This window comes from Planococcus sp. APC 3900 (assembly GCF_030407735.1).
Lineage (GTDB): Bacteria > Bacillota > Bacilli > Bacillales_A > Planococcaceae > Planococcus > Planococcus notacanthi.
The window spans coordinates 53,795-72,363 of the sequence record NZ_JASDCT010000002.1; the positions used below are offsets into that span (position 1 = coordinate 53,795).

The following is an 18,569-nucleotide window of genomic DNA, read 5'->3' on the forward strand; positions in this document are numbered from 1 at the left end:
TTTATGGATAGAATGTCAGTAAAAGAACTTATTAATTTAAATAAAAATTATCATCTTAAAATTATTTCCTAGGACCTCTGAAATGGCATTGCATCCTATAATTTTCCACTATATAATAAATCAACCACATTTTCATGGGGCAATGGGAGAGGCGGGAATAAGAAATGAAAGCGACAGAGATACAGACAGCACAGCAAGCCGTGGAGGCGATCCGTCAGTTATGGGCGGGGCGTTCAATCCGGAAATTGCGTGCGTTTTTAGGAGAACTCGAGACAGAAGATGATTTTTACCGGCTGATGCGTTTGACGGATCAGGCGGATTTATATACGTATAGCCATTTGCTGGCAACTCAGGCGCATAAGCGTTTCGGGACGCTGCGGACATTTACGTGGAGTTGTGCGCGACTGCTTGAAACGGGGCGCAGCTTGGAAGCGGAAGAACGCATGATGGGCAGGTTGCAGGGCATTTCGTCTGCTAACGATTCGGTGGAAGAGCTGGCGTCGGCGCATCAATTGCTGCTTCGGGTATTTGCCCAGCTGAACCGCCTGCCGGAAGCGAAAGCGCAACTGGATCGTTACGCGGAACTGAAAGGTTTTGTCTGGCCGGACCTGGAAGGCTTTTATTTTATCCACAGCGGAGAATGGGCTGAAGCGGAACAGGTATTGGAAAAAGTCTTAAGTGATGATGTGACGGAACGCAGCTCGTATGTAAGGTTGCAATATGCCGACGTGCTGGCGATGACCGGCCGCCAAAAAGAGTCGTTGGACGTTCTGGAACATGGAGAACGAATCGAACCCGGCACATGGACTTACCGTGCGGACATCATCCGCACGCTGTTTTTCCTGGGCCATTATGAAAAAACACTGGATTTGATCGCGGCATACAATGAAGAAAATCCATTCCATGTCCACCGTCCGTCTTTTATTTACATGACTGCCGAAGCTCTCTATAAACTCGAGCGCTGGGAAGAGTTGAAGGCATGGGTCGCGGATCACCCGAAAGTGCTGGAGAAAAGTGTCTACGGCAAAGGCGAAATCCGGCAGGAAGCCGAGCGCCGGGAGCTTCAATTGACGCCGAACATTCAGAAGCTCAATTATTGTGTGCCGGCATCACTCGCATTGATGCTGGAAGCGTTTGGCATGAAAAAAGGGCAGGACGAAATCGCTGAGCATGTGTTTGACGTAACGGGTTCAGATCTGCAAAAGACCATGGAATACATGGAGACGCTTGGGTTTACAGCGCGTTATTTCAAAGGGACAATCGACGTTTATAAAGGGCTGATCGATGCCGGAATTCCTGTGTTGCTGAGCATGATGATTGAAAACAATGCGCATGTGCAAGTGGTCATCGGTTATGACGACCGGCTCCAGGCGCTGATCATCCAGGATCCGAATGACCTTGGACCGTATTTATTGTCCTACTCGGATGTTTCCGATACGTTCAAGCTGACCGATTCCTTGAGCATGGTATTTTTGACGCCGGAGCAGCTGGAAATGCTGGAGCTATTGGACAGCAAGCAGCACGACTTTTTCAATGAATTATTCACCATTTGGGGAGACAACACGAAAGGGCGCGACAAAAACCGTTCGATCGAGTTTTTGAAAGCGCATCCCGATGAGCGCTATGCGGCCGTGGTCGGCTTGGTGACCTTGTTCTCAGAAGAAGCGAAAGCTCTTCATTCGACATGGCTCGAAAAAATCCATCAGGACCTCGGCAAAGAAGACGGCGAAGTGGCTTTGCTTGCGGCGCATATGCATTACCAGAAAGATGAGACGGAACAAGCGCTGGCAAGCCTTGCGCTGGTGAAGGAAAAGAATTCGCCATACGCGCTGTTTTTGAAAGCGGCGATTTTGATGAGCCGCAATGAACACCAGAAAGCGATCCCGCTCTTGAAACGCTCGATTGAGTGGGACAATTACCAACCAATGGCGTACAGCCATTTGGCGCGCTGTTATTTGGAAGTCGGCAAGACCTACCAGGCATTCAAATGGTCGAGCATCGCACTTGACCAGGTGCCGAACGACATCTCGACGCGCATTACGCATAGCCTGATCCAATACGAATCGGGTGCTTATGAGAAAGCGTTGGCGCGTTTCCGTGAACTTTCCGACGAGCAGCCGGAAGATGGGTATTTCATTTACGAAATGGGCCGTTGCCTGTTGGCGCTCGGGGAAGAAGAGAACGCCATCGAGGCATTCGGGCGTGCTCGGGATATTGATCCGAAAGAGCCGTTTTCGTATTTGCGGATTGCTGAAATCCACCTGGCTGCAAAGGACTGGCCGGAAGCGGAAAGCGTTCTGCATGCCGGCATCGCCAATTGCGAAACGGCTGATGTGCTGCATCAGTATTTGGGCCATCTCGACATGGAAAAGGAACAGTATCAAGAAGCGGAAGCGGAATACCGCAAATCGCTTGAAATGGACCCGAATGATTTGTTTACGGTGACGCACATTGCCCATGCGCTGCTCAAGCAGCAGAAAATAGCCGAATTGGGTAAATGGGTCGCGCATTATGCGGAAAACGGCGATACCGATTATTTTGTCCGGACTGCGGCGATGCTGTGGCAGGAGTCAGAGGACGATGCGTGCAAAGCACTGGCACTGGATCTGCTGGAAAACGGCATGGCGCGTGTTGCGCTGGATCTTCATGAAATGGCCGAGCAGTATGCGGATTTCGGCGACGCACCGCAGTTCCGCAGCCACTTGTTTGATTTCTTCAAAGGCCTGCGTGAAAAGAAAGCGGATGCGCTTTTGCTGTGCTATGAAGCGAGCCTTTACGAACTGGAGGACCATCAGCGTTATGCACAGATCCTCTACAGCCAGGCGGCGGAACTGGAAGGCCTGGCGCTTGCTCTTTACCGCCTTGGCCTGCTTGCTGAACAAGCTGGGAAATGGAATGAAGCACTGGCTCACTTCACGAAATGTGCGGAAGCGGAAGCCGGCTTCACAGGAGCTCATGAAGGATTGATGCGGACGCATTTGGCGTTGGAAAATAAAACACAAGCGTTTACAGCGGCTTTGCATGTGCTGGAAAATGAACCGCTGCTGCTTGATCTGGGTGAGCTGTTCGGTCTGATCGACAATGAAACACAGCTTGCGGCTGTAGAGAATTCATTGAAGAAAGTGTCCTTGCAAGTACCGGAGGAATGGCTGCTTGCAGCACAAGCTCATATAGCAGAGAAAAAAGGCGATTTATCGGGAGCAGAATCGTTGTTCCAACAGGCGAAAGCAGTCAACGGGGCCTATCCTTCGCATTACCAGCATATCGAATTTTGCGTCCGCCAAGGAGATGTCAAGCGGGCAGTCGGCTTGCTGGAGGAATTGATTGCCGAGCATCCGGACGAGGAAGGTTTGTATGCTGAATACGTTCGTTTGCTGATGGACATGCGCAAAACCGGCGACCTGCACAAACGGTTGAGAAAACGTCTGAAAGGCGAGGAATTGGCGATGGCGCAAACGTACAGCGCAGATCAATTGGCGGAATGGGTCGATGAAGAGGATGAAGAAGCGCCGAAGCATTTTATCCGCAGGCTGCGTGACAAGTCACGGCGTTTCCTGATGCTTTCAAACGTCATTTCGCTTTACCTGGAGGCCATGAAGAATTTCAAGGACAGCGAAGTGCCGGTGCTGCATCTCGCCGACTTCTATATGAACCGCGGCATGGCGGATGATGCGGCGAAGGAACTTACGCCGTTCGTCAAACGCACCGGCCATTTTGGAGCTGCCAAAGCGCTGCTCCAGGCGACCCTGCAGGAAGCGAACGGAAAACAGTCCGAAAAGCTATTGAATAAAGCCATCAAACAGGCGGAACAACTTCATTTGGAGCAGCCGGGAGATATTGATATTGTCTTGTGGCAAGGCGATATGGCGGCTGTACTCGGCGAAATCGCACAGGCTGTGTCGTATTACGAGCAGGCGATTGCTTTGAATCCGTACCACAGCGAAAGCTATGTCCGTTTATTGCATCTGCTGGCAGAGCACCGGCCAGAAGACGCCAAGCGGTTCGAAAGCCGTCTGCCCGAGGAGCTGCAAGTCAATGAATGGATCCGCTTGTCGCTGGCGATGATCTACACGACGATGGGCGACAGCGCAACTGCCGCAGAACGGCTGTTGGCGCTGCAGGATGATGAACCCACTTACTTGCCGGTAGGCTATGAACTTGCACGTGCTGCCATGAAAGCCGGGCAACCCACTCGTGCCAAAGAATTGCTGAGCCAGTTGTTCAACACCGAAGGCGGCGAACAATTTATTGAAACCGCCATCGAAGAGGAATTGTTCGATGAAATACTGGAAGACGTTTTTGCCGTAGGGGTTTAACTTCTTCAACAAATAAATGCCTTCTCTGAAATCACTTGATTTTAGAGAAGGTGTTTATTTTTATGCAGCAAAGTGGTAAATGTGTGTACGTACGATTTCCTGAATTTATTGAAAAGAGTTGAATTTGGTACTATGGTTCTTCATACTTGAATGGGGATATAGTCGTATATTAAATATAAGAGGTTCGAGGAGTGACAAAAGAATGAAAACATTGATCAAAACGATAAGTCTGACAATCGGCGTATTGGCGTTGTTGGCAGGAGCCGGTTATTATTTCTTCACGCAAAATTCCACGAGCGGCGGAGAAATTACGAAAGTGGCAGAGAAAATCGAAAAACGCGAAGGAACAGACGGCAAGCCTGAAAACACCGAACCCGACGAAGACGATCCAGATATGGAAGAGGTTGATCTGCAAATTCTTCTCCACCAGATGACGCACCAAAAAATCAGCGCTGGCAAAAAGAAAGGCGCTGTCGAAATGACGCAAGAGAACATCGATGGCTTGCTGCTGATCGTACAAGCCAACAAGCATCTGTACAAACATGGTCCTTTTTATGAAGATACCTTGACCGAGTGGCAGCAAGGCGATTTCTCTAACGCCGTCACGGTCCACAACACCATTTGGGATTGGCATAAAGGGACAGTCGGCAGAGCTACAGGGCTGATGAGCGCCGAAGAAGAACAGGAATTTGTTGAAAGACATTTTAGATGAAAATACTATACATAGAAGAAGAGGCTGTCCGCGGACAGCCTCTTTCTTCAGCTTCTTGCCGATTTGTAATTGTTGTACTCAGGCACCACCGAGCGGTCCACATAAAGGTGGAAGAACCACTCGCCGGCTGATAGGACCAATGCGCCAACCAGCGCCGGCGTCACCATCTCGAAATTCTGGCCGGTCAACAGCCAACCGATCAGCCAAATGGTCAGGAACGCCATGACGAAATCAACAAAAGTTGCGATGGTATTGCGCCCTGACTGATTTTCTGGTCTGCCGGCATTCAAAAAAATCATGATATCGCCCATTGCGTAGGACAATGCTGTCAGCGCCAAACTGATCAGCAGCGTATCAACAAACGAAACATCAAAAATCAAGGTAAGAACGATCAATAAGACAGCAGCCACCATTACAAATTTAATCGCCAGTGCAAGCAAATGCCTCAACAGCTTCTCCTCCTCAAAAAAAATTCTATTAAGGAGAATTTACCCGTTTTCCGGACAGAGTATGCCGAAATGTGAAAATAACACGAAAAGCCGCCTCTCCATTGGCTGAAGAGGCGGCTTTCAAACGATTAACGTACGTTCATTTCATTGGGATGAGCGCCTTTGCGGCGGTCTTTGTTGAGTGCGTTGATTTCATTCATTTCCGCTTCCGACAGCTCGAAGTCGAAAACATTGAAGTTCTCTTCGATGCGTGACGGCGTCACGGATTTCGGAATGACGATTGTGCCGTTTTGCAGGTGCCAGCGAAGAACAACCTGAGCCGGCGATTTGCCTTTGGCTTCGGCGATTTTCTGGATGGTCTCATCTGTCAGCACTTCGCCGCCTTGGTCAAGCGGGCTCCAGGCTTCAACGAAGATATCATGCTTAGCGCAGAATTCCTTCAATTCGTTTTGTGCCAGGTACGGATGGCATTCCACTTGGTTCAGGACCGGCGGAATGTCGCATTCCGCAAGCAAACGCTCGAGGTGCTTAATTTCGAAATTGCAGACACCGATCGCTTTGACGCGGCCGTCTTTATACAGCTGCTCCAACGCTTTATAGGTATCCACATAATTATCGAATTCCGGAGTCGGCCAATGGATCAGATACAAATCGACGTAATCAAGGCCGAGGCGCTCCAGGCTTTCTTCGAATGCACGTAACGTATTGCCGTAACCTTGGTCGCTGTTCCAAACTTTTGTCGTGATGAACAACTCTTCACGCGGCACAGTCGTTTCCTTCAACGCTTTGCCGACGCCTTTTTCATTCTGGTAAATCATTGCCGTATCGATTGACGTATAACCCGTCTCCAGCGCTTTTGAAACAGCTGCGGTTGCCTGGTCGTCTTCAACTTGCCAAACGCCAAAGCCCAGCTGTGGCATTTTTATCCCATTGTTTAATGTAATAAAGTCCATTATGCATTTCTCCTTTAGGTTTATTCGGTTAGAGTAGATGTTTACCCGGTACTTCGGAACTCTAAGCATTATTATAAAGGAATCTTTCAACTTCTGTCGAAATAGTTTTGAGAGAGGAGTTGAAAGCCATGAGTATGCAAAAAATTGTCGAAATGGATTTGGTGCGCGACGAGTACGGCAACTATTACAAAGTGGTCGGCACCCATATGGAAGAGGATAAATTGACTGCCATCGAGGTTTCGAACCTGTATTTCGAGAAATCTTTCGAAGCCGGCACAGACAGCCTGGACGAGAGTTACCAAGGCAAGCCGTTCGGCGTCTATATCCAGGATCAAGTGAACGCCTATATCGAGGACATCCAGCAAAACGAACGCCCGATTTACGGCATCCGCGACTTGATGGTCAACCGGATCAAAGTCTACGCGGTCGACATCACCCAACCGCACCCAAAACGCAATTTATAATAGAAGATACGAAGCCATCGCCAAGCTCACAATGAGCTTGGCGATGGCTTTTTTATGGCTTGGAAAGTATTTTGTGGCGAGTGGAAAGTATTCCGCCGTTAACAGAAAGTATTTGCGCTCTATTGGAAAGTATTTGCCTCCAAACGGAAAGTATTTCCATATAACTGGAATAAAACGTAGTGGAATCCTCCCGATTATGGAAATACAATCCCCAACAGAAGAAATACGCTTCTTAAGCGGAAAGCGCAGCATGCGCTTTCCTTCTCTTAGCCATCCAGTGCCTTCCTACAATGATTATTTCCGGCATCAGCGGGTAAAGAAGAAGCAACGACACATTCAGGAGGGATGCATCATGACCAACAATGACGCACACGATAAGAACCTGCACCACAACCAGGATAATGAGGAATCAACACTCGATAAAGTCGTCAAAAAAACCAGCGAAATGCTGAGCGGCAGCGATGAAGGCTGGGAATCCTCCGGCAAAAACGACGTAAGGGAAACTGCAGGCGACGATTTCCAAAACGCGCCGGATGAAAGCTCGGAAGATGTGCCGACCGAAGACCGAGTCATCCGCGATTCGAAAACCGGCGAAGAAACAATTGTGAAGAATGACAATAAAAAATGGTCACTTTAAGCGAGACACTCCACGACCCATTCCACTCCCTGGAATGGGTTTTCTTCGTCTAATTGTGATAAACTTTTTTTGAAGGTAATTAATAGAATATTAAATTTTTAATTGAAAAATATAGCCTATACGTCGGAAGGGGATGGAAGAGAATGGCCAAGAAAATGGAACAGATCCAGCAGGAAGCGTTGCAGCGTTATTTAGCATTTGAGGAAGAGCGCCGGCTGGAAGCACAGGCGGCAGCATCAAGAGAACGGATGATGACACGGTCGAGCATCATCAACCACCACGATAATTTGGCGATGGAGCGGATCATCAACCAAAGCGATTTGTTTCCGATTGCGCATCTGCAGGCGGGGCTCGACGTCAGCAAAGCCGTTTGCCGCATTTCGATCCGCAGCCAATCCGGCCAGCTGGAAAGCTACGGCACGGGATTTCTGGTAGCACCGAATTTATTGCTGACGAACAACCATGTGCTCGAAACGTCCGAAGCGGCGATGTACGCGGTGGCCGAGTTCAATTACGAAGATGACGTCCATTTTATGCCGCGCGACATCATCAGTTTCCGCTTGGATCCGGAAGCGCTTTTCATTACCGATGAGGCGCTGGATTTTACACTCGTGGCGGTAGAGGAAAACAATCAGCACGCCATTCCGCTGACCAATTTTGGCTATTTGCCGCTATTGCCGAAGCCCGGGAAAATCCTCGAAGGCGAATACGTCACCATCATCCAACACCCGAATGGCGGTCCGAAAGCAATCACCATCCGTGAAAATGAAGTCAAATTCATCTCTTCGGACTTTGTCCATTATGTCAGCGATACTGAGCCCGGATCATCAGGTTCGCCGGTTTTTAATGATCAATGGGTAGTCGTGGCGCTGCATCATGCGGGTATTCCAGATCCAAATGACCCCACTAAGTGGATTGCCAATGAAGGGATCCGCATCAGTTCGATCATCCAGCATCTCAGCGAGGCGCGCAGCAGCTTGGAAGAAGAACATTCACGTGAACTGCTGGACCAGCTGCTCACTGTTGTCATGCCGGGCTCTGCTGCAGAACCGATGGAAGTCGGTGTGTTGGCCGAAGATTGGTATGCGGATGCTTCCGGATATGATCCAACTTTTCTTGGACAAGGGTTCGACGTACCTTTACCCGCATTAGGCGAAGCACTAATAGACGATGTGGCACAAACTGCGGACGGCAAGAGAGTCCTTGATTACATGCATTTCTCGATTGCGATGAGCAAATCGCGCCGATTGGCGTTTTACACAGCCGTCAACATCGACGGCAACCAGTTGGTGGACGTCAAACGCAGCAACGACCGCTGGTATTTTGATCCGCGAATTGACGAAGCTTACCAGATCGGACCGGAATTTTACCAATCAAACGATATCGACCGAGGGCATTTGGTGCGGCGCCGCGATCCGAACTGGGGCGTTGATGCGGTGAAGGCCAATGAACACACATTCCATTTCACCAACTGCTCTCCCCAGCATAAGAATTTCAACCAAAAAGCGTGGCTGGATCTGGAAGATTATTTGCTCGATAATGCCCGCGACCACAGCATGAAAGTCTCGGTGTTCACAGGGCCTGTGTTCCGGGACGATGACGTGCGCTACCGGGATGCACAGATTCCGGATCAGTTCTGGAAAGTGGCAGTGATGCTGAAAGGCGATGCGGCCTTATCCGCTACTGCTTACTTGCAGACGCAGGAAGATTTGATTGGCGGAGACCTGGAATTCGTCTACGGCCAGTTCGGGACTTATCAAGTGCCGGTTACGCAAATCGAAGAACTGACAGGGCTTGATTTCGGCAATCTGCGTGATGCTGATCCAATGGCAGCGGGGCAAGCAGCTCGTGTCCAGCGGGCGGAGGATATCCGTCTATGAAAATGATGTTGGAACTGGAAGGAGTCACCCGAAAAAGAGACGACAAAACCGTGTTGAATGGCGTCAATTGGCAGGTCCGAAAAGGCGAACATTGGGTGCTGTACGGCTTGAATGGCGCCGGGAAAACCTCACTGCTGGATTTGATCAATGCTTATTTTTTCCCGACGGAAGGCAAAGTGACAGTACTCGGAATGGAATTCGGCAAGACCTATCTGGCAGAAAAGCTGCGCAGCCAGATCGGCTTTGTGTCTGCCTCTATCCAGCAGAAGTTGCCGATTTACGACAATGCATATGAAGTGGTGCTGAGCGGAGCGTTCGCTTCTCTCGGCCTGTATCAGGAAACGACGGATGAAATCGACCGAAAAGGCGTCGAGATTCTTCGGGAACTCGGCTGCCTCGATTACGCCAACCGGGATTACCATACCTTGTCGCAAGGTGAAAAGCAGCGCGTATTGATCGGCCGCGCGTTGATGGCGGACCCAGAACTGCTTATTCTAGACGAACCGACCGCCGGACTCGATTTCATCGCCCGGGAAGAACTGCTCGAGTCGATTGCCGCCATCGCACAAAAACCGGACGGCCCGACCATCATTTACGTCACCCACCATATCGAAGAAATCTTGCCGGAATTCAATAAAACCTTATTGTTGAAAGCCGGCAGCGTCTTCGCTTCCGGCAACACAGAAGAGCTCATCGACAGTGAACAGTTGTCCGGTTTCTTCGATATGCCCGTAAACGTCGTTTGGAGCAACGGACGGCCCTTGCTGTCAAAAGTCAGAAACCATTGAATGGCTGAGGGCGGGGGCCCAAGCGTACTTGGGACCGAAAGTGCAGGCCTGCACTTTCCTGGGTTAGGGCATTAGGGTGTTTTTGGCAATTTGGACTGTATATCCAATTCACTGGAAGAATTCTGCAGCAATACACCGAATAACTTCAACAAACCCTATTCGACAAGACAAGATCTTGCCGGATAGGGTTTTATTCTGCCAAAAATCCTCTTTAAACTATCTGAACTGTCTGGAAACTATGATAAACTGTCGGTAGACAACCCAGATTCTCAGACGTTTTCAAACTATCCGAATGGGAGGACTTGCTATGGCAGAGGGCATTCACAGGATTTTAGAGGAACGTGGGATTCAAGTACCGGAAGCGCATCAGGACATGCTGGTGCAACAGATGAAAGCGGTGCAGCAATTGCGGGAAACCGTGGACAATTCGCAGCTGAAAGATTTCGATATCGGACTGACGCATGTGCCGGGAGGTGAGCGGCCATGAATGAAGAATTGGCAGCACAATCCATTGGGGAATTGGCACCGAAGCTGCGCGACAAACAAGTGTCGCCTGTTGAAGTGACGGAAGCTGTATTGGCCAATGTCAATGCGTATGACGGAGAAATCAATGCCTTTATTCGAGTGCAGAAAGAGCAGGCGCTGGAATCGGCGAGACAGGCGGAGCAGGAGATCCAAAGCGGCAATTACCGCGGTTTTTTGCACGGCATTCCGATGGCGTTGAAGGATATTTTATATTTCAAGGACGAACCCGCGACGATGGGCTCGAAAATCCATGAAGGATTTATCGCTGATTTTGATGCGACCGTAGTATCGAAGCTCAAACTGTCGGGCGCGACTTTTCACGGCAAGCTGAATATGCACGAGTATGCATGGGGAGCGACGACCACCAATCCGCATTACGGAGCCTGCAAGAATCCGTGGGACCTCAGCAAAATTCCAGGCGGCTCAAGCGGCGGGTCCGGTGCTGCGGTGGCGGCGAATATGACGATTGCTTCGCTTGGGACAGATACCGGCGGTTCGATCCGGATTCCGGCATCGAGTTGCGGCATTATCGGATTGAAGCCGACGCATGGCCGCATCAGCAAATACGGCTGTTTTCCGCTGTCGTGGAGCCTCGATCATATTGGCCCGATGACAAAAACCGTTTTCGACGCAGCGCTCCTGTTGGAAGTGCTCGGCGGTTACGATCCGAAAGACCCGATATCTGTGGACCGGCCGACGCAAAATTATTCCGGAGGGTTGAATGAAGACGTCAAAGGAATGGTCATCGGCATTGAGGAAGGTTATTTTTTCAAAAACGTCGACAATCGTGTCAATGAAGCGATCCAGTATGCACTGCAGCAACTTGAAAAGTTGGGTGCGCGTATTGAGACAGTCCGCATCCCATCGCTTGCACAAGCCGAATTTGCGGAACTTGTCACCATCACAACCGAAGCAAGCGCCATCCATCATGACAATCTGGTCAAGCAGCCGGAAAAATTCGGTGATGACGTCCGCTTTTTATTGGAAGTAGGCGAGCTGATGTCAGGTGTCGATTATGTTCAGGCACAACAGATCCGCCGCAAGCTGGATCTCGATTTTGCGGCAGCGTTTGAAAAAGTGGATGTGCTTATCACGCCGACTCTTCCGTTCCTGTCACCGCCGATCGGCGACAGCACCGTTGACATCAATGGCCAGGCGCTAAGTTTTTTGGATGAAGTCATCCGCTTCACGGGTCCGGGCAATTTGACCGGCTTGCCGGCACTCAGCATTCCGTGCGGTGTCCGCGATGGATTGCCGGTCGGTCTGCAGATCATGGGTCCGGCGTTCCAGGAGGAAAAAGTATTAAACGTCGCCTACGCAATCGAAAAGCTGGAACTGATGAAAGGCCATAAGCCGGATTTGACGGCGATTAAGCCCATCTAATTTGAGTCATATAATAAAAGCTGATTTTAGAGCGGAAAGCGCAGGCTTGCGCTTTCCTGGGCTTGGACATTTATCGTGGTTTGGAAAGTATTTTGCTTCTTCTGGAAAGTATTTAGGCTCAAACAGAAAGTATATCCAGTTATCTGGAAGAAAACCGCTGATTCTATGCCAATTCAACCTGAAAGGATGACGAAATATGGCCAATACGCATCAATTTCCGGAAGACCGCGTGCATTACACATGGGATAAGGACCCGCAGCCGGTATTGACGATCGACAGCGGGGACCAAGTGGATTTTTCCACCCGGGAAGTGGCGGACGATCAATTCAATAAAGATTCCAAAACCGGAGACATTGCCACGCTCGATTGGGCGAAGGTTTATCCGCTCGCAGGACCCGTCGAGATCCGTGGTGCGGAACCGGGTGATACGCTGGAAGTGGAAATCCTCGACCTAAAGCCGGGAAGTTGGGGCTGGATGGCGATTTTGCCTGGGCTCGGCTTGTTGCCGGAAGAGTTTCCAGATGCCTACTTACGGACGTTCGATTTGAGTGATGGCGAATCTATCCATTTCAGCGACAACATCAAAGTGCCCATCACTCCGTTTCTAGGGACGATGGGCGTCGGTCCAGCGAATGCCGAAGGGCAAGCCATTATGCCGCCTGGAACATTCGGCGGCAATATGGACACACGGCAACTGACGGTTGGCACCAAATTGTATTTGCCGGTGCAAGTGGGGGGCGCCATGTTCAGCTGCGGCGATGCCCATGCAGCGCAAGGTGACGGGGAAGTTTGCGTAACGGCGCTCGAATGCCCGATGCAGGCATCGCTGAAATTTCGTCTCATCAAAGGCAAATCGATTCCGGCACCTCAGTTCCAGACAGCTGGCGCATTGACGCCAAAGGTCGACCATAAAGGATTTTACGGCACGACCGGCGTCGGTCCGGACCTGATGGAAGCGGCGCGCGACGCCATCCGTGCCATGGTCGATCATCTTGTAGAAAAATACGCGCTCGAACCAAAAGACGCCTATTTATTGTCCAGCCTGTGCGTCGACCTGAAAATCTCCGAAATCGTCGATGCGGGCCAGTATGTAGTGAGTGCGTTGCTGCCGCTTGCCGTGTTTCAGGAAAGTTGAATTATTAGAGCCGAAACACTGCCAAACAAGGCAGTGTTTTTTGTTAGCTTAACATTTGTAGCCTTTGCTTACTGTTTTCACATATATCCTAAAACATAAAGTTTGAATTTATCACATTCGCTGCATTAAAATAGAAAAGAGAATAAATGTAAACATAAAAATAGAATAAAAATACATTAATTAGATAATATAGACTATTTATTTTCCATTCTAAAACTTATAATAGGCTTATGCAGAATGGCGAGGAGTTATGGAAATGAAATGTTCAAATTGCAGAGAAAAAAACGAGGAAGAAGCGAAGTTTTGTAGGAATTGTGGCACTTTGCTAGAGGTAGAAAAGAGCGGAACTTCTAAAAAGAGGAATATATTAATTTTACTTTTGGTTCTTGTTCTTGCTGTTGGCTTCGGTCTACAGAATTCTCTCTTTGGCAATGGGGAAGAAAGAAATACTAATGAGCAAACTTTTGAAGGAAATGAAAAAAGTACCGGCAAGAAAGAAATTATCAAAAATGCACAGAAAAAAGTCTATACCGTTATAACAGATAATGGTTTTGGTTCGGGATTTTTGTTTGAAGAAAACGGAATGGTCGTCACTAACGCACATGTAGTAGCTGGCTATACCAATGTTACAGTCCGGGATATAGATGGTGAAGAGTATAGCGGACAAGTAGTTGGCATATCAGATGTGGAAGACATTGCTTTAATCAAAGTTATTTCTTTTGAAGGGATAGAACCCTTAACAACAGAAATGGAAGTTACTGATGTCGGAACTGAAGTAATTGCGCTTGGAAGTCCAAATGGTTTTGAAAATTCCGCATCGATTGGTTATCTTACCGGTATCAATCGGGATATCACGTTTGATTTTCAGTATGAAGATGTTTATCAAATTGATGCTCAGATAGCTCCAGGAAGTAGTGGAGGTCCACTTATTAATGCAGAAAACGGCAAAGTTATCGGCATTAATTCCTTACTTTATAATGAAGGCAATGCAATTGGCTTCTCGATTCCTTTGCACTCTGTTTATAATTCTTTTATGGAATGGAAAAAGAGCCCAATGTCTGCAGCTGAAGTTTCAGCATTGTTTGGCATCTACAATGACTATGAAACCAGTCCTAAAGAATTCGAGGATGAAGAAAATGACAGCGAAGAATACGGAGAAGAGTATGATTCTGGATCTTCAATTATTGAAGAAGAAGCAGTTGAGTTTCTGAGCGATTACCGTTCTTATTACGAAATGGCTTTATCGGAGGAAGATTTTTACTATGTTGAAGACATGCTCCTCTATGACAGTCCAATCTATAACGGAATTTCAAGTTATATTGATCAAGTAACTGGGAGAGGAATGATTTTTGAGTTTGTAGATTTTACTGTGTTAGAAACAGAGATTTTTGAAAAATATGCAATTATTCAAACGTACGAGTCTTTTGATTTTATGAATACTTCAGGAGACTGGACATTTGAAGAACGCTATAAAACCTACAAAGTAGTAATGGACGACTATGACGATTATTATATTGCTGACATTGAAGGCGAATAAAATCAGTTACGATGACAATTACGGTAATAGGTTGCTCAGCTTTGAATAGTATAAAAAGAACTCAGTCGCATTAAATGGACTGAGTTCTTTTTAAAATTAATTATTCTTCATCAATATCGGTAGATAGTTCGTTAATATTTGTAATGTAGTAACCACCTTGGACATTAACAGTGTATCTTTTAGTTTTATGATACCTGAAATCGTTGCCGTCAATAGTATAAAGGAAGACCTCGTCTGTATCGATTTGCATAGTAGTATTATCGATTGCTTGAATATCAGTTACTACAGTAGAAATGAAATCATATTCGTAATATTCCTCAGAATTATAATGCTCTTCCATTTTCTCAATATATTCAGCTTGTATAGGGCTGGCTGAAGGAAAAAATGAAGAAATATAAGAGAAATCTCCATAGTTTAAAGCTGATTCAAATTCATAACGGAATGATGCGATAAAATCGTGTAGCATCATTTCATGGGTTTCTAGTAATTTTTTTCGCTGCTTAGCCTCCAATTTCTCACTTTTTTTTGCAGCGATATTCTGCTGGACAAAATCAAAGGTAAGATGTGCTGTTTTACTTTCAATCATTATTGGTTCTGCTTTTACAACAGTGTCATTCTCATCTTTTGCTTCAGCAGAAATTTCTACAGTTTTGTTAAAAGGTACTGGGCCTAGCGTTTTCAATTCTGTTACGGTTTTTTCGGTGGATTTTCCATCAATCCATAAAATAGCACTAGCCAAATCAGAAGTGACGGTAACCATCCCAGCTTCAAGAGCCGGATTTAGTTCATACAAATTCGAGCCATTTCCACGTACTTCAGCGGTACCAGAATTTTCAATTGGAGAATAGTCGCTGGCAGCAGTTGCTTTCCAGTTATAATTCCCAGGAATAAACTTGCCAACTTCAATTTTTTCATTCTGATTTCCAGTAATCGTTTTTTCTTGTATTTCAATAGCTGTTTTATTTAAAAGAGTGGTGGCTTCGACTGTAATAGGATGAATAAAAAAAGATATTTCATTGTATAAACCAAATAAGATAGGTTCTTCACTGACCGTAATGAATTTATTTCCAGCAGAATCTGTAATAATATTCGATAAGCCTTCATTCTGAAGGAGCTCTACTTCGGTTTTCATTTGATCCCGTATTTCTTTCCAGTCCTCTTCTTCAACGAAGGAATAGAAACTTTCAGCGTCACTCATTACATTGTCGTCAAAAATGAAATACGAAAGAAATTCTTTGTAATCATTTTGAGTATAGGCTTGGTTCATTTCGATTAAGGTTTTAGAAGAATCGTACTTTGATTTTAAAAAAACGTGTGTGCCTAGTAGTATTGCAAAAAGAGTTATCACTGTGATAAGCCCAGCTATTTTTTTCCTTGGAGCTTTCCTGAATTTATCAGTATTATTGGTTGGTGCAGGCTTACAATCATCTTCGTGTTTGAACCCACAATTTAAACAAAACTTATCCTTGGAATTTCTTTTAGTTCCACAATTGGTACAGGCCTTCATCTTTTTTACCCCCGTATTTATTTATTCTAAAGGAAATACAGACACCTCACGTCTCTTTGAAGATGTCTGTATTCGTCTATAAAGTTATACAATTATGATTCGCTTAAATAACGCTTTAAAAATCCACCTGCACTGAAAAAAGCAAGTGCATATAAAGTTGAAATTAAAAAGACTGAAATTAAATCTGAATGGACCTGAATACTTAAAGCCTCATCTGATTCCCCAAAACTGGTACTGGATATAAATAATTTTAAGCTGGTAAAAAGCTTGACGATAACCATAAACAAGCCATAAAATGCGCTAAACTTCAATAACTCTATTATTTTCATACGATGTGTTGTGTAAAGATAATAACCAGTCACAACCAACAATGCTGCTGGTAACAAAAAGCTTAACTTTACCCAAATTGGAAAAGTTTCAGCTACAAAGAATGAACTGATAATATCGTTTTGATTATCTGACAAAGATTCTAGTAAATGGAAAGTGTAAGATTCTGTTTCTCCAAACTCACGCATACTTAAATTAATTGGAAGGAAATGTGCTAAGTCCCATATCCATATACTGAAAGAACCAAACAAAGCTATGCCATTCAACTCAAAATACTCAAAAAGTTCCTCGGCAGCAGGAGAAGCACTAAGTGCTGCTAATGTAATAGCTGCCATTGAAAAAAGACCACCAAGGATTAAGAAAATACTAAAAGCTAAATATTGTATGTAAGAAGCTTTTGTTTGGAGATAAATGAAAGTTTGTTTTTTGTAAACCATAAATAACGCTGATGAACCTGCAATAGTAGCCGCTAAAAATAGCCCAGAAAAGAATGATTCAACTAAAGGGAACTTTCCTACAAAATTTAAAGACACTTCAGCAAATGCGCTGTCAAAATCATTATCGTATTTAAATCCTGCAATAAAGGATGAGATGGCCACGAAAATACCGTAAAGAAAGCTGAAACCCATAATCGATTGCCACATTGGAACATTATCTTTTTTAGTATAAAAACCTAATACAACTCCACTCATAAATAATATTAAAAATGTAATCAATAGTAAGGGAGCAGAAAAATTCTGGACATTGATATCTATGCCATACTGAAAGAAGTCACTTTCTTTCTCAAAAGCTTCTCCAGTTAGTTCAAAGTCTACTCCATGCATAAAGGAGATATATGTGAAAATGTTATAAATGCTCGGAAGATCAAGGTTTACTTCATACTCATTTTCAAACTCACTGGCAATGTAATTCTCGAAAGAGTGAAATTGGCCTCTAGTTATCTCACCTTCTGAAAGTTCTATCATAGCTGTTTCTGCTTCGGTTTTTAAAAGAAAGGCAGCTACAAACATTAGTAATATAGAAATGCCCAAAGCCAAAAAGATTGAAGTAAGTGATTTGGAAGTAAATAATTGTATTTTGGTATTTTGCTTAATTGTTGTATTTATAGGTGTTTGCGGTTGTTGTATCTTTTTAGCTACTCCAGTTTTTGAAATGCTATTCGATTCTCCACAATGTTTACAATATTGTGCGGAAGACGTTACAGAGTTTCCGCAGCCGGCGCAAAACCCCTCACTTTTATGGTGAACTGGAGAAGGGAAAGTGGCTATTAAAACTTGTCCATCATTGGGACAGTAGTTATTAAATCCCGGATGTTTAGAACCGCATTCTTTACAATACATACGCGCCCTCCTGAATAGGTACAGTTGAGTGCCCGCAACATGGACAAAATAAAGCGGTATGAGGTATTTCTTCCTCACATTCTTGACAATTTTTAAGTTCTTCTTCGATTGTTTCCGGAATAATTACCGGTGTTCCACAAGAGCCGCAGAATTTATCCGAAGGGTTTACTTCCGAATTGCAAGAAGTGCAAATATATATATTTTGTGTTGATGCTTTTAATTGATCTACTGCTTTTGCTTGCTGGTAAATATTTTTATCAATAGCTTCAATATTAGAGAAGATTTCTTGAAAGTCAGTGTCCACAATTTCATTTAGCCTTAATTTTTTATGCACTTTATTGCCCATTAACACTATCAATTCCTGACGCTTTTGCCGCAAAGCACCTAAGGTTTGCTCTATTTGGCTGATTTCTTGGACTGTTTGAATTTTTTGCTTGCCTTGCTGTAATGAATCTTGAATTTTATTCAAACTGCCACCCACTTTATTCTGAAACTCGCTCACTGAAATTCCTCCATTTGTTAAAGAATAGTTATTTATTAGTTAAATAATATCATATGAATTTAATATATAGAACTATTGTTTTATTACTTTTGCAAATTTTATATTCATAAAAAA

General features: G+C 45.6%; 15 protein-coding genes. 10 read left to right on the top strand and 5 right to left on the bottom strand.

Going from position 1 to position 18,569, the window contains the following annotated elements:
• Positions 1 to 164 precede the first annotated feature (164 nt).
• On the top strand, positions 165 to 4,316 hold the full coding sequence (locus QMA04_RS04375; protein WP_290184135.1) for a tetratricopeptide repeat protein: 4,152 nt from the start codon (positions 165 to 167) through the stop codon (positions 4,314 to 4,316).
• Between the two features lie 202 nt (positions 4,317 to 4,518).
• A complete protein-coding gene (locus tag QMA04_RS04380; RefSeq protein ID WP_290184137.1) occupies positions 4,519 to 5,028 on the top strand; it encodes a DUF6241 domain-containing protein in 510 nt (169 codons plus the stop codon).
• 47 nt (positions 5,029 to 5,075) lie between these two features.
• Here the strand turns inward: QMA04_RS04380 and QMA04_RS04385 are convergent, their stop codons facing one another.
• Positions 5,076 to 5,477: a DUF2512 family protein gene (locus QMA04_RS04385; protein WP_191713674.1), complete on the bottom strand. Its 402-nt coding sequence runs from the start codon at positions 5,475 to 5,477 to the stop codon at positions 5,076 to 5,078.
• Positions 5,478 to 5,605: 128 nt separating this feature from the next.
• Positions 5,606 to 6,430 carry an aldo/keto reductase gene (locus tag QMA04_RS04390; protein ID WP_290184140.1) on the bottom strand — a complete coding sequence of 275 codons (825 nt, stop codon included), beginning with the start codon at positions 6,428 to 6,430 and terminating at the stop codon, positions 5,606 to 5,608.
• A 128-nt stretch (positions 6,431 to 6,558) separates the two neighbouring features.
• Between QMA04_RS04390 and QMA04_RS04395 the strand changes: the two genes are divergently transcribed.
• The 8 genes from QMA04_RS04395 (at position 6,559) to QMA04_RS04430 (ending at position 14,779) form a co-directional block, all read left to right on the top strand.
• The gene (locus QMA04_RS04395; RefSeq protein WP_290184142.1) at positions 6,559 to 6,894 is read left to right on the top strand and encodes a hypothetical protein; all 336 of its coding nucleotides are present in this window, start codon (positions 6,559 to 6,561) and stop codon (positions 6,892 to 6,894) included.
• A gap of 352 nt (positions 6,895 to 7,246) precedes the next feature.
• Positions 7,247 to 7,531 carry a hypothetical protein gene (locus tag QMA04_RS04400; protein WP_290184144.1) on the top strand — a complete coding sequence of 95 codons (285 nt, stop codon included), beginning with the start codon at positions 7,247 to 7,249 and terminating at the stop codon, positions 7,529 to 7,531.
• Positions 7,532 to 7,674: 143 nt separating this feature from the next.
• Positions 7,675 to 9,411, top strand: a complete 1,737-nt coding sequence (locus QMA04_RS04405) for a DNA/RNA non-specific endonuclease (protein ID WP_290184146.1) — start codon at positions 7,675 to 7,677, stop codon at positions 9,409 to 9,411.
• A gap of 2 nt (positions 9,412 to 9,413) precedes the next feature.
• Positions 9,414 to 10,199 carry an ABC transporter ATP-binding protein gene (locus QMA04_RS04410; protein WP_290184678.1) on the top strand — a complete coding sequence of 262 codons (786 nt, stop codon included), beginning with the start codon at positions 9,414 to 9,416 and terminating at the stop codon, positions 10,197 to 10,199.
• Between the two features lie 307 nt (positions 10,200 to 10,506).
• Positions 10,507 to 10,686, top strand: coding sequence for a hypothetical protein (locus tag QMA04_RS04415; RefSeq protein ID WP_290184148.1), 180 nt, complete (start codon positions 10,507 to 10,509; stop codon positions 10,684 to 10,686).
• Positions 10,683 to 12,107, top strand: coding sequence for an amidase (locus QMA04_RS04420; RefSeq protein ID WP_290184150.1), 1,425 nt, complete (start codon positions 10,683 to 10,685; stop codon positions 12,105 to 12,107). Before QMA04_RS04415 ends, QMA04_RS04420 begins: the two co-directional genes overlap by 4 nt.
• Before the next feature lie 196 nt (positions 12,108 to 12,303).
• Positions 12,304 to 13,242: an acetamidase/formamidase family protein gene (locus QMA04_RS04425; protein ID WP_290184152.1), complete on the top strand. Its 939-nt coding sequence runs from the start codon at positions 12,304 to 12,306 to the stop codon at positions 13,240 to 13,242.
• A 256-nt stretch (positions 13,243 to 13,498) separates the two neighbouring features.
• Positions 13,499 to 14,779, top strand: coding sequence for a trypsin-like peptidase domain-containing protein (locus QMA04_RS04430; protein WP_290184154.1), 1,281 nt, complete (start codon positions 13,499 to 13,501; stop codon positions 14,777 to 14,779).
• A gap of 100 nt (positions 14,780 to 14,879) precedes the next feature.
• On the opposite strand, the gene QMA04_RS04435 is transcribed toward QMA04_RS04430, so the two are convergent.
• The 3 genes from QMA04_RS04435 to QMA04_RS04445 form a co-directional block, all read right to left on the bottom strand.
• A complete protein-coding gene (locus tag QMA04_RS04435) occupies positions 14,880 to 16,286 on the bottom strand; it encodes a TcaA 3rd/4th domain-containing protein (RefSeq protein WP_290184156.1) in 1,407 nt (468 codons plus the stop codon).
• Positions 16,287 to 16,378: 92 nt separating this feature from the next.
• Positions 16,379 to 17,953, bottom strand: coding sequence for a zinc ribbon domain-containing protein (locus tag QMA04_RS04440; RefSeq protein WP_290184158.1), 1,575 nt, complete (start codon positions 17,951 to 17,953; stop codon positions 16,379 to 16,381).
• Positions 17,943 to 18,455: a zinc ribbon domain-containing protein gene (locus QMA04_RS04445; RefSeq protein ID WP_290184160.1), complete on the bottom strand. Its 513-nt coding sequence runs from the start codon at positions 18,453 to 18,455 to the stop codon at positions 17,943 to 17,945. The genes QMA04_RS04440 and QMA04_RS04445 overlap by 11 nt, the downstream gene beginning before the upstream one ends.
• Positions 18,456 to 18,569 lie beyond the last annotated feature (114 nt).

Bases quoted from the DNA above. Each gene is read 5' to 3' on its own strand.
- QMA04_RS04375 (WP_290184135.1), top strand. From the start codon at position 165: ATGAAAGCGACAGAGATACAGACAGCACAGCAAGCCGTGGAGGCGATC.
- QMA04_RS04380 (WP_290184137.1), top strand. From the start codon at position 4,519: ATGAAAACATTGATCAAAACGATAAGTCTGACAATCGGCGTATTGGCG.
- QMA04_RS04390 (WP_290184140.1), bottom strand. From the start codon at position 6,430: ATGGACTTTATTACATTAAACAATGGGATAAAAATGCCACAGCTGGGC.
- QMA04_RS04395 (WP_290184142.1), top strand. From the start codon at position 6,559: ATGAGTATGCAAAAAATTGTCGAAATGGATTTGGTGCGCGACGAGTAC.
- QMA04_RS04400 (WP_290184144.1), top strand. From the start codon at position 7,247: ATGACCAACAATGACGCACACGATAAGAACCTGCACCACAACCAGGAT.
- QMA04_RS04405 (WP_290184146.1), top strand. From the start codon at position 7,675: ATGGCCAAGAAAATGGAACAGATCCAGCAGGAAGCGTTGCAGCGTTAT.
- QMA04_RS04410 (WP_290184678.1), top strand. From the start codon at position 9,414: ATGATGTTGGAACTGGAAGGAGTCACCCGAAAAAGAGACGACAAAACC.
- QMA04_RS04415 (WP_290184148.1), top strand. From the start codon at position 10,507: ATGGCAGAGGGCATTCACAGGATTTTAGAGGAACGTGGGATTCAAGTA.
- QMA04_RS04420 (WP_290184150.1), top strand. From the start codon at position 10,683: ATGAATGAAGAATTGGCAGCACAATCCATTGGGGAATTGGCACCGAAG.
- QMA04_RS04425 (WP_290184152.1), top strand. From the start codon at position 12,304: ATGGCCAATACGCATCAATTTCCGGAAGACCGCGTGCATTACACATGG.
- QMA04_RS04430 (WP_290184154.1), top strand. From the start codon at position 13,499: ATGAAATGTTCAAATTGCAGAGAAAAAAACGAGGAAGAAGCGAAGTTT.
- QMA04_RS04435 (WP_290184156.1), bottom strand. From the start codon at position 16,286: ATGAAGGCCTGTACCAATTGTGGAACTAAAAGAAATTCCAAGGATAAG.
- QMA04_RS04440 (WP_290184158.1), bottom strand. From the start codon at position 17,953: ATGTATTGTAAAGAATGCGGTTCTAAACATCCGGGATTTAATAACTAC.